The sequence below is a fragment of the Micrococcaceae bacterium Sec5.8 genome (genome assembly GCA_039636775.1).
Lineage (GTDB): Bacteria > Actinomycetota > Actinomycetes > Actinomycetales > Micrococcaceae > Arthrobacter.
In genome coordinates this window covers 1,985,080-2,000,528 of the sequence record CP143429.1, presented here as the reverse complement: position 1 = coordinate 2,000,528, position 15,449 = coordinate 1,985,080, and the positions used below count along the sequence as shown (strand labels likewise).

Annotated in this window: 14 protein-coding genes; 5 read left to right on the top strand and 9 right to left on the bottom strand. The window is 67.1% G+C overall.

Annotation, left to right across the window (positions count from 1 at the left end):
• Positions 1-117: 117 nt before the first annotated feature.
• Positions 118-1,323, bottom strand: a complete 1,206-nt coding sequence (locus VUN84_09195; protein XAS62527.1) for a thiolase family protein — start codon at positions 1,321-1,323, stop codon at positions 118-120.
• Positions 1,316-2,728 carry an AMP-binding protein gene (locus tag VUN84_09190; GenBank protein XAS62526.1) on the bottom strand — a complete coding sequence of 471 codons (1,413 nt, stop codon included), beginning with the start codon at positions 2,726-2,728 and terminating at the stop codon, positions 1,316-1,318. Before VUN84_09190 ends, VUN84_09195 begins: the two co-directional genes overlap by 8 nt.
• Before the next feature lie 58 nt (positions 2,729-2,786).
• Between VUN84_09190 and VUN84_09185 the strand changes: the two genes are divergently transcribed.
• Positions 2,787-3,674, top strand: coding sequence for a neutral zinc metallopeptidase (locus VUN84_09185; protein XAS62525.1), 888 nt, complete (start codon positions 2,787-2,789; stop codon positions 3,672-3,674).
• 122 nt (positions 3,675-3,796) lie between these two features.
• Here VUN84_09185 and VUN84_09180 read toward each other — a convergent pair whose 3' ends face one another.
• The 6 genes from VUN84_09180 to VUN84_09155 all read right to left on the bottom strand — a co-directional run bounded on the left by VUN84_09180 (position 3,797) and on the right by VUN84_09155 (position 9,023).
• Entirely contained in the window at positions 3,797-4,129 is a 333-nt protein-coding gene (locus tag VUN84_09180) for a metal-sulfur cluster assembly factor (protein XAS62524.1), read from the bottom strand.
• Between the two features lie 13 nt (positions 4,130-4,142).
• Positions 4,143-4,940, bottom strand: a complete 798-nt coding sequence (sufC, locus tag VUN84_09175; GenBank protein XAS62523.1) for a Fe-S cluster assembly ATPase SufC — start codon at positions 4,938-4,940, stop codon at positions 4,143-4,145.
• Positions 4,941-5,028: 88 nt separating this feature from the next.
• Positions 5,029-5,388, bottom strand: a complete 360-nt coding sequence (locus tag VUN84_09170; GenBank protein ID XAS62522.1) for a non-heme iron oxygenase ferredoxin subunit — start codon at positions 5,386-5,388, stop codon at positions 5,029-5,031.
• Between the two features lie 46 nt (positions 5,389-5,434).
• On the bottom strand, positions 5,435-6,721 hold the full coding sequence (gene sufD / locus VUN84_09165) for a Fe-S cluster assembly protein SufD (GenBank protein ID XAS62521.1): 1,287 nt from the start codon (positions 6,719-6,721) through the stop codon (positions 5,435-5,437).
• On the bottom strand, positions 6,721-8,184 hold the full coding sequence (gene sufB, locus VUN84_09160) for a Fe-S cluster assembly protein SufB (protein ID XAS62520.1): 1,464 nt from the start codon (positions 8,182-8,184) through the stop codon (positions 6,721-6,723). Before sufB ends, sufD begins: the two co-directional genes overlap by 1 nt.
• Positions 8,184-9,023, bottom strand: a complete 840-nt coding sequence (locus VUN84_09155; protein ID XAS62519.1) for a winged helix-turn-helix transcriptional regulator — start codon at positions 9,021-9,023, stop codon at positions 8,184-8,186. Before VUN84_09155 ends, sufB begins: the two co-directional genes overlap by 1 nt.
• Before the next feature lie 94 nt (positions 9,024-9,117).
• On the opposite strand from VUN84_09155, the gene VUN84_09150 reads away from it, so the two are divergent.
• Genes VUN84_09150 through VUN84_09140 form a run of 3 tightly spaced genes read left to right on the top strand, consistent with a single transcriptional unit; the run spans position 9,118 to position 11,844 of the window.
• On the top strand, positions 9,118-10,086 hold the full coding sequence (locus VUN84_09150; protein ID XAS62518.1) for an ABC transporter ATP-binding protein: 969 nt from the start codon (positions 9,118-9,120) through the stop codon (positions 10,084-10,086).
• Complete coding sequence (locus VUN84_09145; protein ID XAS62517.1) at positions 10,083-10,892, top strand: ABC transporter permease; 810 nt, start codon at positions 10,083-10,085, stop codon at positions 10,890-10,892. The genes VUN84_09150 and VUN84_09145 overlap by 4 nt, the downstream gene beginning before the upstream one ends.
• Positions 10,893-10,899: 7 nt before the next feature.
• Entirely contained in the window at positions 10,900-11,844 is a 945-nt protein-coding gene (locus VUN84_09140) for a COX15/CtaA family protein (protein XAS62516.1), read from the top strand.
• Between the two features lie 36 nt (positions 11,845-11,880).
• Here VUN84_09140 and VUN84_09135 read toward each other — a convergent pair whose 3' ends face one another.
• Positions 11,881-12,843, bottom strand: a complete 963-nt coding sequence (locus VUN84_09135) for a heme o synthase (protein XAS62515.1) — start codon at positions 12,841-12,843, stop codon at positions 11,881-11,883.
• A 470-nt stretch (positions 12,844-13,313) separates the two neighbouring features.
• Between VUN84_09135 and tkt the strand changes: the two genes are divergently transcribed.
• A complete protein-coding gene (gene tkt, locus VUN84_09130) occupies positions 13,314-15,431 on the top strand; it encodes a transketolase (GenBank protein XAS65804.1) in 2,118 nt (705 codons plus the stop codon).
• Positions 15,432-15,449 lie beyond the last annotated feature (18 nt).

Below are 15,449 nucleotides of genomic sequence, written 5' to 3'. Positions count from 1 at the left end.
ATTGGGCATGTCCCCGCCAGATCCGGACATGCCCATTGGCTGATCCTGGGACCGGACATGTCCATTGGCCGGGCCCAGGGATGGACATGTCCACTGGGCAGGGTGCCCCGGAGGCCGCTAGGACAAGTTCCGGTACTCCAGCAGCGCTGCCGTACCCATGCCGCCGGCGATGCTGATCAGCGCCAGTGCCAGTTGGCCCTCAACCGGGGTGCGCCGCGCCTGGGCCAGCAGCCGCGTCACCAAAACGGCACCGGACGCGCCATAGGCATGACCCAGGGCAAGGGCACCGCCGTCGAGGTTTGCCCGCTCCGGGCTGATGCCGAGCTGGTCCAGGCAGGCAAGCGTCTGGGACGCAAAGGCCTCGTTGAACTCGACCAGACCCAGCTCCGCGGCAGAAACACCACTGCGTTCGAGCAGCCGCCGGGCAGCGGCCGCCGCCCCGAGACCCAGCAGCTGCGGGTGCACGCCGGCCGTATCGGTGCCCAGCACGAGCAATCCGTCATGCGCGCGAAGCTCGCGGGCGTGCGCCAGGGAGGTGACCACGACGGCGGCCGCCCCGTCCGCGTCGAAACAGGAATTTCCTGCGGTGACGGTGCCTTCGGCAGCAAAGGCCGGCGGGAAGCGGGCCAGCACGGCCGGGGTCAGCCCCCGGCGCGGTCCGTCGTCGGAACGCACCACGCCCGCCCCGTCCGGACCGGACTCCGCGGCGAGGGGCACAATCTCGGCGTCGAAGAAGCCGGCTGCGGCCGCAGCCAGCGCACGCTGGTGGCTGCGCAGCGCCGTGGCGTCCTGCCGTTCCCGGCTGATCCGGAACTCGGCGGCGACGTTTTCCGCCGCCACACCCATGTCCGGGTCGCCGTAGCCGGCGGGTGCGAACTGAGCCCGGGCAAAGAACTCCGGAGAGCCGGCGCTGTTCAGGTGGCCGCGCAGCGGTGCGGTACTGATACTTTCCGTTCCACCGGCCAAGTACAGACCACCACCACCGGCGGCCACGAACCGGGACGCGAGGGCGATCGCGTCGAGCCCGGACCCGCACTGCCGGTCCACCGTGAGGCCGGGAACGCCGACCGGCAACCCGGCCTCGAGCGCCGCCAGCCTGGCTACATTCCCTCCGCCGCCCACGGCGTTGCCGATCACCACATCCGCCACCCGGCCGGGCTCCACGCCGGTGTCACGGAGCAGGCGGCCGAGCAGGGGAGCCAGCAGGTCGTGGGCCCGGACGGTTCTCAGGGCCCCGTTGGCCCGGCGGATCGGGGTGCGCAGCGCTGCGATGATGACGGGCTGCCGGTCGTCGGGAAGCACCGGGAGGGAACGTTCAGGCAAGGCGTCGGATCCGGGGATCGCCGCGGTCGATCCAGTTCAGCATGAGCTCCCGGCTGAGCTTGCCGCGGTCGGTCAGGGGAAGTTCGGCCAGCACGAAGTACTCCAGCGGGCGCTTGTTGCGGGGCAGCACGTCTTCGATGCCCGCCTTCAGCTGGGTGGAGCTCAGCCCGCCATGGGACGGCACAACCCCGGCCACCACCCGCTGGCCGCGGAGCTCGTCGGCGGTACCGGCGGCCACGGCAGCGGCGACACCGGGGACGGAAGCCAGGGCCAGCTCCACCTCATGCGGGTAGACGTTGGTGCCGGCGGTGATAATCAGGTCCGAGCGGCGTCCCAGCAGGTGCAGCGCCCCGCCGTCGAGGTAGCCCTGGTCCCCCACGGTGTGCCAGCCGTTGAAGCTCTGCAGGGCCCGGCCGTCGTCGCCCCAGAGGTACCCGTCGCTGACCATCACGCTGCGGATGCAGATGGTCCCGTCGCTGCCGTCGGGCAGCGGAACCCCGCCGGCGTCCGCGTCGACGATGCGGATCTCAACGCCGGGAAACGGTTTGCCGATCCTGGTTCCGCGAGCATCCGGCTGCTGCCCGGGGAGCACCCCCGCGCCGGCGACAAAGCTGAGCTCCGAAGCGCCGTAGTACTCGAAGATGGTTGCGTTGGGCGCCCAGCGGCGGGCCGCCTCCAACGTCCGCGCGTCCAGCTTTGAGCCGGCGCAGATGATGCTCCGGATCCCGGAGGCGTCGACACCGCCGCTTAACCCGCGTTCGCTGAGGATCCGCAGCATCGTGGGGACAAGGACCAGCCGGGTGATGCCGTCGTGGCCGACGGCGGTGTGGGCGTCGCCGACGTCGAACCGGGCCAGGGTGTGGAACTCGGACCCGGCGTACAGGCATTCGGCCAAGGCATAGAGGTTCAGGCTGGCCGCAAGCGGGCCCGGTGCCAGCGTCCTGTCCTCCGCGGTCAGGCCAAAGAAGGCGACCGAGGCCTCGAAGGATTGCTGCCAGGACCGGCGCGAGCGGCTGAAGGCCTTGGGCACGGACGTGGTGCCGGAGGTCAGTCCGATCAGAAAGGGCGTGTCCGGCGGCCCGTCCGCCAGGTCCGGGGAGGCAGCGGTGGAAACCGCGGCCCGGACGGTGTCCCGGATCCGCGCCCTGATCCCGTCCTGCAGACCCTGCGGCCACGTCGGGTCCAAAACGGCGCACTGCCGCTCCCCCGCGACGGCCGCGGCGAACGCGGCGGCAAAGTGCGGGGAGTTTCCCTCGGACAGCACGGTCACGGCGGGTGAGCCGGGCACCAGCCCGGCGGCAGCATCGCGCAGCGCTTCCCAGCTCAGGCGTTGCCCGGCCACCACGACGGCGGTCCCGTCGGGGCGGTCGCGGGCCCAGCGCTGGACTCTGTTCAGGAAAGGCATCAGCCCAACTTTACCGGGCGGAACCGCTCCCGCGGCCGGTCCGCGATATTGTGACTCCATGAGTTTTAACGACAACGTCCAGCTGGATCCGTCCCAGGTCCAGGACCGCCGCGGCATGGGCCGCGGCGTCAAAGTGGGCGGCGGGATCGGCGGCGGGATTGTCCTGCTGATCGCCGCCCTCCTCGGCATTAACCCCGCCCTCCTGGAGGGTCTGGGGTCCAGTACGCAGGAATCCGGTTCGCAAAGCCAGAGCACGGCGCCGGCCTGCAAGACCGGAGCCGACGCAGACGCCAGGCTCGACTGCCGCATCACCGGCACCGTCAACAGCCTGAACGCGTTCTGGCCGGCGTACCTGGCCCAGTACGACACCAAGTATCCGCAGCCCAAAACCGTGATCTTCGATGCGGCAACCAACACCGGTTGCGGCGCGGCGACGTCGGACGTGGGTCCGTTCTACTGCCCCGCAGACACGACCGCGTACTTTGACCCAGGCTTCTTCCAGGAGCTCGTGGACCGGTTCGGTTCCTCGGGCGGTCCGCTGGCGCAGGAGTACGTGGTGGCCCACGAGTTCGGCCACCACATCCAGAACGTCCTGGGGAACCTGGACCGCGCCCAGCAGGATCCCCAGGGTCCGGAATCCGGGGGCGTCCGGGTGGAGCTGCAGGCCGACTGCTACGCGGGCCTGTGGGTCCGGTACGCCACGACCCAGCAGGATCCCAACACCGGGGTCCCGTACCTGGAGCCTTTGAAGGAGCAGGACCTGCAGGACGCCCTCTCCGCAGCCTCGGCCGTCGGCGACGACCGGATCCAGAAGGCCGCCACCGGCCGGGTGTCCCCGGAGGCCTGGACCCACGGCTCCAGCGCGCAGCGCCAGAAATGGTTCTACCAGGGCTACAAGAGCGGCGATATCAACCAGTGCGACACGTTCGGCGCTGCCACCCCCTGACCCCAAGAACCCGGTGAGGGTACGACGGCGGCCGGTCCCCTTCTCAGTGGAAGGAGACCGGCCGCCGTCGTAAGTGCGCCGTCTACGGTGCACCCTGTGGAATGCGCCGGGTGCGGTGCGGCTCAGATGTTGAAGCCGAGGGCACGCATCTGGTCGCGGCCGTCCTCGGTGATCCGTTCCGGACCCCACGGCGGCATCCACACCCAGTTGAGGCGCCATTCGTCGACGACGCTTTCCAGGGCCTGGCCAACCTGCTCCTCGATCACATCGGTGAGCGGGCAGGCAGCGGTGGTAAGCGTCATGTCGATCAGCAACGCGCCGTCGTCGTCCGAGTACTTCAGGCCGTAGAGCAGACCCAGGTCAACGATGTTTACGCCCAGTTCCGGGTCGATGACATCCTTGAGGGCCTCTTCGACGTCCTCGAGGCCCGTGCGGGCCACATTGAGTTCGGTCATGGCGTTGTCCTATCTAGGCCTGTGCTGCAGCGGAAGCAGCAGCGATGGTGGCTGCCCCTGCGCCGGTGGCGTAGCGGTCGTAGCCTTCTTCCTCCAGGCGGTCGGCGAGCTCCGGGCCGCCTTCTTCAACAACCTGTCCGTCAACGAACACGTGCACGAATTCCGGCTTGATGTATCGCAGGATCCGGGTGTAGTGCGTGATGAGCAGGGTGCCCATGTTGCCTTCCGCGTGCGCGCGGTTGACGCCCTCGGAGACGACCTTCAGCGCGTCGACGTCGAGTCCTGAGTCGGTCTCGTCGAGGATGGCGAACTTCGGCTTGAAGAGTTCGAGTTGGAGGATCTCCACGCGCTTCTTTTCGCCGCCGGAGAAGCCCTCGTTGACGTTGCGCTGGGTGAAGTCAGCGTCGATGCGCAGCTGGGCCATGGCGGCCTTGACGTCCTTGGTCCAGGTGCGCAGTTTGGGAGCCTCGCCGTCGATGGCGGTCTTGGCGGTCCGCAGGAAGTTCGTCATGCTGACGCCGGGGACCTCCACCGGGTACTGCATGGCCAGGAACAGGCCCGCGCGGGCCCGTTCGTCGACGCTCATGGCGAGGACATCTTCGCCGTCCAGCGTGATGGTGCCTGAGGTGACGTTGTAGCGGGGGTGCCCGGCGATGGTGGACGCCAGGGTGGACTTGCCGGAACCGTTGGGGCCCATGATCGCGTGGGTCTCGCCGGTGCGGATTGTCAGGCTGACGCCCTTCAGGATTTCCTTCGTGCCCTGCTCGGTGTCAATGCTGACGTGCAGGTCCTTGATCTCAAGAGTAGACATGTGCCTTGTTCTCCTCTGCACGGTGCCTTCCGGCACTGTGCGGTTTCTTGTCGATAAGTTCAGTTGTGCGGGTGCCGGCTGCGGGCAGCTAGCTGAAGGTCGGAGCCTCGGCGCCGTTCAGGACGTTGGTGAAGTCCACATAGACCTCGTCATCCAGGACGGTGACGGCAAAGACAGGGACCGGATCGTAGGCCGGCAGCTGGAGCGGCTCGCCGCTGCGCAGGTCGAACTGGGAGCCGTGGCCCCAGCACTCGATCTTGCAGCCTTCCACCTCGCCTTCGGAGAGGGAGATGTCCGCATGCGAGCAGGTGTCACCGATGGCGTGGATCTCGCCCATCGAGTCCTTCACGATCGCGACCGGATAGTCGTCGATCAGGATCCGGAGCGCCTGCTTAACTTGGATCTCGCTGGCGTTGCAGACCAGTTCGCCCTTTGGCTGTTCAGTCATGGAAGGTTTCCGTGTTCTCTGGTGCTGTGTTTTCCGGTGCTGCGCACTAGTTGTCCGTGGCCGCGAGTTCGCGTTCGACGGCGGCCGTGAGGCGCTCCTCGATCGCGGGCACCCGGATCTGCTGGATGATCTCGTTCAGGAATCCGCGGACCACGAGCCGGCGGGCCACCTCTTCAGGAATGCCGCGGGCCATCAGGTAGAACAGGTGCTGGTCATCGAACCGTCCGGTGGCGCTGGCGTGGCCGGCGCCGGCGATCAGGCCGGTCTCGATTTCCAGGTTCGGCACAGAGTCGGCGCGGGCACCGTCGGTGAGGACCAGGTTGCGGTTCGCCTCGTAGGTGTCGGTGCCTTCTGCTTCCTTACGGATCAGGACGTCTCCCACCCAGACGGTGTGCGCATTGCGGCCCTGCAGGGCGCCCTTGTACAGGACGTTGGACTTGCAGTTGGGGACGGCATGGTCCACGAAGAGCCGCTGCTCCAGGTGCTGGCCGGCGTCGGCGAAGTACAGGCCGAAGAGTTCCACTTCAGCGCCGGGGGCCGTAAAGCGTGCCGACGGCGTGACCCGCACCAAGTCCCCGCCGAGGCTGACGACGATGTGCTTGAACTTGGCGTCGCGGCCCAGCTTCGCCTGCTGGGAGGACGCGTGAACGGCGTCGTCGTTCCATTCCTGAAGCGAGATGACGGTGAGCTGCGCGCCGTCCTCTACCAGCATTTCGATGTTTTCCGAGACGACGGCGGTGCCCTGGTGGTCCAGGACGACGACTGACTTGGAGAACTTTTCGGCGACAATCACCACGTGCTGCGCGGACGCCTCCGTACCCTGACCGGTGAGCACGACGCTGATCTCGCCGTCGGCCTGGACCTCTGCCGGAACAGTGATGACGGTGGCTTCGGTGAAGTTTTCCCAGCCGTTCGCAGAGACGCGGTCTTCCGGAATCGCAGCGGAACCAATCCGACGGTCGTCCCGGCCAACCGTCTCAACGGTGACATTGTCCGGGGCGGTGACGGCCACGGCCGGCGCGGGTCCATTGAGGACTGCGGTATGCAGGCCGCGGAGACGCTTAAGCGGAGTGAACCGCCAGTCTTCCTCCATACCGGTCAGCGGTTTGAAGTCCGCCAGCTGGTAGGACGCCAGGCGCCCGGCGCGGGAGCTGTCGGGCACGCCGACGCCGCCGCCATGCGAGTGGGCCTTGACGGCTTCCCCGGCGAGCGGTGACTTGGACTCCGCGGTGTTCAACGGCGACAGGCTTTCGCCCTCTTCGGTGAAACCGTTGATGAACGGTTGGGCTGAAGGCGCGCCGATGCGGGCCTTTTCAGTAGTGATGTCAGTCATTAACCGACCGATCCTTCCATCTGCAGTTCAATCAGGCGGTTCAGCTCAAGGGCGTATTCCATCGGCAGCTCACGGGCGATCGGCTCGATGAAGCCGCGGACGATCATCGCCATGGCCTCGTCTTCGCGCATGCCGCGGGACATCAGGTAAAACAGCTGCTCTTCGCTGACCCGCGAGACCGTGGCTTCGTGCCCCATGGTCACATCGTCCTCGCGGATGTCGATGTACGGGTAGGTGTCCGACCGGCTGATGGTGTCCACCAGCAGCGCGTCGCACCGGACAGTGTTGGCCGAGTGCTTGGCGCCTTCACGGACCTGGACCAGGCCGCGGTATGCGGCGCGGCCGCCGCCGCGGGCCACCGACTTGGACACAATCGAGCTCTTGGTGTTCGGTGCGATGTGGACCATTTTGGAGCCCGTGTCCTGGTGCTGGCCCTCGCCGGCGAACGCAATGGACAAGGTCTCGCCCTTGGCGCCCTCGCCCACAAGGTAGACGGCCGGGTACTTCATGGTGACCTTGGAGCCGATGTTGCCATCAATCCACTCCATCGTGGCGCCCTCTTCGCAGATGGCGCGCTTGGTGACCAGGTTGTACACGTTGGTGGACCAGTTCTGGATGGTCGTGTAGCGGACCCGGGCGCCCTTCTTCACGACGATTTCCACGACGGCGGAGTGCAGCGAGTCCGAGGTGTAGATCGGCGCCGTGCAGCCTTCGATGTAGTGGACGTAGGAATCCTCGTCGGCGATGATCAGGGTGCGCTCGAACTGGCCCATGTTTTCCGTGTTGATGCGGAAGTAGGCCTGCAGCGGAATGTCCACGTGGACGCCCTTGGGCACGTACACGAACGAACCGCCGGACCAGACGGACGTATTCAGGGACGCGAACTTGTTATCACCCACCGGAATAATGGTGCCGAAGTACTCCTGGAAGATCTCCGGGTGCTCGCGCAGCGCGGTGTCCGTGTCCAGGAAGATGACGCCCTGCTGTTCCAGGTCCTCGCGGATCTGGTGGTAGACCACCTCGGACTCGTACTGTGCGGCCACACCGGAGACGAGGCGGCTGCGCTCGGCTTCCGGGATGCCCAGCTTCTCGTACGTGTTCCGGATGTCCTCGGGCAGGTCCTCCCAGGTGTTGGCCTGCTTTTCCGTGGACCGGACGAAGTACTTGATGTTGTCGAAGTCGATGCCGGAAAGATCAGCACCCCAGGTCGGCATCGGCTTGCGGTCGAAGTACTTCAGACCCTTCAGGCGCAGGTCCAGCATCCACTCCGGCTCGTTCTTCTTCGCCGAAATGTCGCGGACGACGTCCTCGTTGATGCCGCGGCGGGCGTTGGCGCCGACGTCGTTCTTGTCGGACCAGCCGTACTCATAGGTTCCGATTCCGTGGAGCTCGGGATTCTTTTCCAGAATCTCCGAAATCACAGTGGATTCAGCAACCTTCTTCTCTGATAGTTGGTCCGTCATCACGGCCTTTCTTGCAGATGGTTGGATATTTCGTCCAGGCTGCCCGGAAGGGCGGGACCGGTTGGCACCGCGGCCGCCGGACGGCCTGTAGGGATGTGGGTGGTGCAGACGTGGCCGCCCCGGGCCAGCGTGGACAGCCGGCGGACGTCGACGCCCACCAGCCGGGAAAAGACATCCGTCTCGACGTCGCAAAACACCGGAAAGTGCGCGGCGAGCTGCTGGATGGGGCAATGCCCTTGGCAGAGCTGCACACTCGAGAGTGCCGCCGGTAACGGCGCCCTGGCCTCGATGGACGTGGTGGACGCCACAAACCCGTCGCGGCTCAACGCCTCGGAAAGCGCCTGCGCCCGGGCAGTGATGTCCGGACCGGCGGCGTCGATTTCCGGCGCGTAACGGCGTTCCATGTCACCGAAGCGTTCGACGGCGAACTGGCGGACCGCCTCGGGACCGGCCATTTCACTGAGGCGCTGCAGCGCCAGCGTTGCAATGTCCAGGTAATCGTTCCCGAGCGTGGATTGGCCCTGGGAACTGAGGACGTAACGCCGGGCCGGACGCCCGGCACCTGCGCCTGCCCGGGCTGCGCGTTTGACCTCGATCACCCCGTCGCGGGAAAGGTGGTCCAGGTGCCGGCGGACCGCGGCCGGCGTGAAACCCAGCAGCTCACCGAGTTCGGCGGCACTGATGGGCCCGTGTTCGAGCACCGCATTCAGCACGCGGTCCCGGGTCCGTTCCTCGGCGTCGCCCGCCGGGAACGCGGCCGCCACGGCCGGGGCGGCCGGCGCGTTGCGCGGACGGCCGGGCCCGGCGAGGGCAACAGAAGGAGAGCTCATGGAATACACAACACAATCATGTCCTAATTTAGTCCCCGCATCCAGTAAGGCATGACTATCCTCCGGCCCGAACAGGACGTACTACATCACGTAGAATGCTGTGGTGCGATCCCCCGAATCCCCCGTCCTGACCATCAGCGGGCTAGTCAAGGATGTTGGTCCACTGCCCACTCTCGACGGCAAAATGCTGCGGGTGGTCAGCGGGCTTTCCCTCGTAGCCGAACGCGGACAGGTCACGGCCCTGCTGGGGGCCAACGGCGCAGGCAAAACCACCACCATCGAATGCGCCCAGGGGCTGCAGAAGCGCACTTCCGGCAGCATCAGCCTTCTGGGTGAGGACCCGGACACGGCCGGGGCGGGGCTGCGGGCCCGCGTCGGGGTGATGCTCCAGGACGGCGGGCTCCCGCCGTCGGCGCGTCCCGTCCCCCTGCTCAGGCATGTGGCCGGCATGTACCAGGACCCGTGGCCGGTCGAGGAACTGATCGAACGGCTCGGCATCGACGCTTTCAGCCGGACCTCGGTGCGGCGGCTCTCGGGCGGCCAAAAACAGCGGCTTGCCCTTGCCGCCGCCCTGGTGGGCAATCCCGAAGTGCTGTTCCTGGATGAGCCCAGCGCCGGCTTGGATCCGCAGTCACGCCAACTGGTGTTTGAGCTCATCTCCGAGCTCCGGAACCGCGGGATGGGGATCATCCTGACCACCCACCTCATGGACGACGCCCAGCGGCTGGCGGACTACGTCTACATCATCGACGCCGGCCGCAACGTTGCCGAAGGAACGGTGGCCCAGCTCCTGCAGCACCCCCTGCCGCCCGGCGCCGGCGAGCAGCACGTCCGCACGCTGCTGTTCGAGACCGAGCCCGGCCTCGATTTCACCGGGGTGCTGGCCGACGGCGTCACCGTCACCGAGGCGCGGGCGGGCAGCTACGCCGCCACCGGCGCCATGACCGCGGCAGACCTTGCCGCGATCACTGCGGAGTGGGCATCCCGGGGCATCATGCCGCGCTCACTGAGCCTGGAGGCCCGCAGCCTGGAAGACGTGTTCCTCGACATCTCCGGAAGGGAAATTCGATGACCCGCGACAGTGCCGCAGTAGGGAACGTACCGGCCGGCAGCGCGCCGCCGGTCCGCCCCCTTGGCAGCGCCCCCGCGCCGTTGCTGCGCCGCATCCTCCAGCAGGGCAAATACGAGACGGCCACCATGCTCCGGAACGGCGAGCAGTTGATCCTGGCGATCGTCCTGCCGCTCCTGGCCATGGTGGGCCTGACCGTGACCCCCCTGCTGGACAGTTTCGGGTCGAGCCGGATCAACGTTGCGGTGCCGGGCATCCTCGCGCTGTGTGCCATGTCCACCGCCTTCACCGGCCAAGGCATCTCCACCGGGTTTGACCGCCGGTACGGGGTCCTGCGCTTCCTGTCGACGACCCCGCTGGGCCGGACGGGCCTGATGGCGGGGAAGATTCTCGCGGTCCTCGCCGTCCTGGCACTGCAGGTACTGGTCGTCACGGCGGCAGCCCTCCTGCTGGGCTGGCAGCCCGAGCCGGCGGGCTGGGTTCCCGGGCTAGCCGTGCTGGTGCTGGGCGCCGCGGCGTTCACCGCGCTGGGCCTGCTCGTCGCCGGAACCGTCCGCCCGGAGGCCACCCTTGCCATCACCAACCTGCTCTGGATCCTGCTCGGCGCCCTCGGCGGCATCGTGATTCCGGCCGAGCGGCTCCCTGCCCTCCTGCAGGACGTCGTGCACTTCCTCCCGTCCGGGGCCCTGGGGCAGGCCCTGCGGGACGCGTTTCTTTCCGGCAGCGTCCACCCCGCCCCGGTCCTTGTCCTGCTGCTCTGGACGGCAGTCGCCGGCACCGCAGCAACCCGCTGGTTCAAATGGAATTGAGAAAACTGTGAGTACGGCCTCCCGCACACCCCGGACCACTTCCCGCACCATCCCGTGGCTGCCTGACACCGTTAATACGGCGGTCAAGCGGCTGGCGGTGCTGTCCCTGATCGGCCAGACCCTCCTGATCGTCACCGGCGGCGCCGTCCGTCTCACCGCCTCGGGCCTGGGCTGCCCCACGTGGCCGCGGTGCACGGACTCCTCGCTGGTGAATACCCCGGAAATGGGGATCCACGGGATCATCGAATTCGGCAACCGGCTGCTGACGTTCGCGCTGGCCGCCGTCGCCGTTGCCATGCTGGTGTACTTGTGGAATCTGCGCCGGGAACGCCGCGACCTTTTCCTGCTGGCCCTGGCCCTGCTCGCCAGCATCCCGGCGCAGGCCGTGATCGGCGGCATCACCGTGCTGACCCAGCTCAACCCGTGGGTGGTGGGCCTGCATTTCCTGGTCTCCATGGCCCTCGTGGTGGTGGCCACGCTGCTGGTCAACCGCGCATTCGGCCGGACCGGGAAGTTCCGCACCGCCGAACTCGCGGCCCTGCCGGGTGTGGCGCGTCCGCTGACGACTGCCGTTGCCTTGTTCTCCGCCGTGGCGGTCTGCCTGGGTGTGGTGGTCACCGGCGCAGGTCCGCACGCTGGCGACGCCGACGCCCCCCGCAACGACCTGGACTGGGACCTGTTCTCGCACATCCACGCGGTTCCGGCTTACCTGGTGACAGCCGGGGCGCTGTTCGCGGTGTTCCTCGTAGTGCGGGGCAGGATTTCGGGTGCGTTCCGCACCGCCGTCGCTCTGCTGCTGGGCGTCACTGTGCTGCAGGCCGTCATCGGTTTCACGCAGTACTACAACGGCATCCCGGCGCTTCTGGTCGCCGCCCACATGCTCGGCTCGGCACTTCTCATGAGCGCGGCTGTCAACGCAGCCGACCTCGCCCGCAGCAGCCCGGTGAAGTAGGGATCACACAAAGCGTTGTTGTTTGCTGGAAGCCGGTCAGCTTCCCATGATGGCGGAACCGACGAACGGATCAACCGCGAGGGCGAGGAAGAGCAGGGTCAGGTAGCTGATCGAGCCATGGAAGACTTTCATGGCTCCCTTATTGGACACGTCCCCGGCCTGCGCCCGGTTGTAGAGGGCGTGCGATTCGTAGAGGAACCAGGCTCCGGCGAGTACGGCGGTGGCGGTGTAGACCCACCCGGCGCCGCCCGCCGGAATCAGCAGCAGCGAGCACACCACCATGGCCCATGCGTACAGGACCACCTGAACGGATACGACTTTGGCGCCGGCGATCGCACCGAGCATCGGGACCTTGGCGTTGCGGTAATCCTCGCCGTAGCGCATGGACAACGGCCAGTAGTGCGGCGGTGTCCAGAGGAAAATGACCATGAAAAGCACGACGGCGGGCCACTCGACGGTGTTGGTCACCGCGGCCCATGCGATCAGCACGGGGAAGCACCCGGCGGCGCCGCCCCAGACGATGTTCTGTGCGGTGCGTCGTTTGAGGATCATGGTGTAGATGACCACGTAGAAGACGATCGCCCCGAGCCCCAGCCACGCTGCGAGCGGGTTGGCCCCGAACCAGAGAATGGCAATTGCCGCCGCGCCCAGCAGCCAGGAAAACACCAGCGCTTCCCGGGGCGTGACCTCACCGGTGACCAGCGGCCGGTTCTCGGTGCGGTGCATGAGTTTATCGATGTCCCGGTCGATGTAACAGTTGAACGCTCCTGCGCTGCCGGCGGCGAAGGCGCCGCCGACGAGGGTCGCCAGGATCAGGCCGATGGATGGGAAGCCACGCTCGGCGTAGATCATGGTAGGCAGGGTGCTGACGAGCAGCAGCTCGATGACGCGGGGTTTAGTGAGCGCCAGGTAGGCCTTGGCTTTGCGGGCGAAGCCGGCCCGTCCGCGCGGAAGAGAAGCGGTCAGCGGCGTATGTGTTGTGCTCACGGTGGCAGTCACTCTGTTCTGTCTGGCTGTTCAGTCCGGCTTGTTTTCGCAACACGGGTTGCTTTTCGCAAAGGTCCACGAGCAGCGCACAGCCGTGTTCCCGCCCCCGTTGGTAGCCACGACCCATCATACCGCTCCCGGAGGTCACTCAGATTAACGAGTGCTCACAGCCGACCCGGCGGCCGGCGGTTCACTCGAGGGCGAAATCCGGTCCATTTGGTGAGATATACCGCGCCTGCCCGGGCGAATGGGGCTAAGCTGTCTGCAGATCAGCGCGCACGGGACGGCCACAGCGGCGGTCCCACTGTCTGAGGTGTCCATCCGCTATTACCGCAGATGCCCATTCGCGGCTGAAGGATAGATCAACGTTTCGATGGTGAACGGCTGGGACGTACCGCAGCGGGCACCACACTGTGCCCCGGACGGGACTGCCCTTACCGCCCGCCGTCAGCACAGAGAGGGGCCCGGTTTTCGTGCCACATTTGGAAGAGCAAGAACTGTCATGGACCAGCTTGGACGACCGCGCCGTGGACACCATCCGCGTCCTCGCCGCGGACGCCGTGGAGAAGGTCGGCAACGGGCACCCCGGGACCGCCATGAGCCTGGCTCCGGCCGCGTACCTTCTCTTCCACAAGCTGATGCGGCACGACCCGAAGAACCCTGACTGGCTGGGACGCGACCGGTTTGTCCTCTCCCCCGGCCACACCTCCCTTACGCTCTACATCCAGCTTTTCCTCTCCGGCTACGGTCTGGAACTGTCCGACCTTGAGGCGCTGCGCACGTGGGGTTCATTGACTCCGGGGCACCCGGAGTACAAGCACACCGCGGGCGTGGAAGTGACCACGGGCCCGCTCGGCCAGGGCCTGGCCATGGCCGTTGGCTTCGCATTTTCCCAGCGCCGCCAACGCGGCCTGTTCGACGCTGATGCCGCCCCCGGCACCAGCCCGTTCGACCACACCGTCTGGGTTATCGCCTCCGACGGCGACCTGCAGGAAGGCGTCACGGCTGAGGCTTCCTCTCTCGCCGGGCACCAGGAGCTCGGCAACCTCGTGGTTATCTACGACGAGAACCACATCTCCATTGAGGACGACACCGACATCGCTTTCACCGAGGATGTCCTGAAGCGCTACGAGGCCTACGGCTGGCACACCCAGCGTGTGGACTGGACCCGCACCGGTGAATACAAGGAAGACGTGCAGGAGCTCCACGCCGCACTTGTCGCGGCCAAGGCTGAGACGGGCAAGCCGTCCATCATTTCGCTGCGCACCATCATCGGCTACCCGGCCCCGAAGAAGCAGAACACCGGCAAGATCCACGGCTCCGCCCTCGGCGCCGAGGAAGTCGCCGCACTGAAGAACATCCTCGGTTTCGACCCGGAGCGCACCTTCCAGGTCGACGACGAGGTTCTGGCCCACGCCCGCGAAGCTGCGGACCGCGGCGCGGCTGCGCGCAGCGAATGGCAGCAGGCCTTTGAGGCGTGGCAGTCCGGGAACCCCGAGGCCGCCGCGCTGCTTGAGCGCGTTGAAGCGCGCAAGCTCCCGGCCGGACTCGATTCCGCACTGCCGGTGTTCGAAGCCGGCAAGGACGTCTCGACCCGCGCAGCGTCCGGCAAGGTCTTGAACGCAATCGCCCCGGTCATGCCGGAGTTGTGGGGCGGTTCGGCCGACCTCGCCGAGTCCAACAACACCACGATCGAGGGTTCGCCCTCCTTCATTCCGGTCTCCCGGTCCACGGCGGCGTGGAAGGGAAACCCCTACGGCCGCGTGCTGCACTTCGGCATCCGCGAACACGCCGCTGCCTCGATCGTCAACGGCATCAGCCTGCACGGGCGCACCCGCGCGTTCTCCGGCACTTTCCTGATTTTCAGCGACTACCAGCGCCCGGCCATCCGGCTCGGCGCCCTCATGGGTGCCCCGTCCCTCTACGTCTGGACCCACGACTCAATCGGGCTCGGCGAAGACGGACCAACGCACCAGCCGGTGGAGCAGCTGGCCGCTCTCCGCGCCATCCCGGGGCTGGATGTTGTCCGGCCCGGCGACGCCAATGAGGTCGCGGCAGCCTGGAAGGTCATGCTCGAGAACCACGCAAACCCTGCCGGGATCGTGCTGACCCGCCAGAACATCCCCACCTACGCCCGCGGAACGTCAGAGGCCGAGGGTGACACCTTCGGTTCTGCCGCCGGCGTGGCACGCGGCGGCTACGTCCTGGCCGAGGCCTCAGCCGACGGCCGCACCGCCAAGGCGCAGGTCATCCTGATCGGCACCGGATCGGAGGTCCAGCTCGCGGTGGAGGCCCGTGAAGCCCTGCAGGCCCAGGGCATTCCCACCCGCGTCGTTTCCATGCCGTGCGTGGAGTGGTTCAACGCCCAGGACGCCGCCTACCGCGAAGCGGTGCTCCCTGCCGCCGTCAAGGCCCGGGTATCCGTGGAGGCCGGACTTGCCCTGGGCTGGAAGGAATTTGTCGGCGACGCCGGCCGATCCATCTCCCTCGAGCACTTCGGCGCCTCGGCGGACTACAAGCGCCTCTTCCAGGAGTTCGGCATCACCGCGGAGGCCGTAGCGGCCGCCGCCAGGGACTCCCTCGCCGGCCTTAAGGCCTAACCAGCACCTTTTTCGTTC

Bases quoted from the DNA above. Each gene is read 5' to 3' on its own strand.
- VUN84_09185 (XAS62525.1), top strand. From the start codon at position 2,787: ATGAGTTTTAACGACAACGTCCAGCTGGATCCGTCCCAGGTCCAGGAC.
- sufC (XAS62523.1), bottom strand. From the start codon at position 4,940: ATGTCTACTCTTGAGATCAAGGACCTGCACGTCAGCATTGACACCGAG.
- VUN84_09180 (XAS62524.1), bottom strand. From the start codon at position 4,129: ATGACCGAACTCAATGTGGCCCGCACGGGCCTCGAGGACGTCGAAGAG.
- VUN84_09170 (XAS62522.1), bottom strand. From the start codon at position 5,388: ATGACTGAACAGCCAAAGGGCGAACTGGTCTGCAACGCCAGCGAGATC.
- sufD (XAS62521.1), bottom strand. From the start codon at position 6,721: ATGACTGACATCACTACTGAAAAGGCCCGCATCGGCGCGCCTTCAGCC.
- VUN84_09190 (XAS62526.1), bottom strand. From the start codon at position 2,728: ATGCCTTTCCTGAACAGAGTCCAGCGCTGGGCCCGCGACCGCCCCGAC.
- VUN84_09145 (XAS62517.1), top strand. From the start codon at position 10,083: ATGACCCGCGACAGTGCCGCAGTAGGGAACGTACCGGCCGGCAGCGCG.
- sufB (XAS62520.1), bottom strand. From the start codon at position 8,184: ATGACGGACCAACTATCAGAGAAGAAGGTTGCTGAATCCACTGTGATT.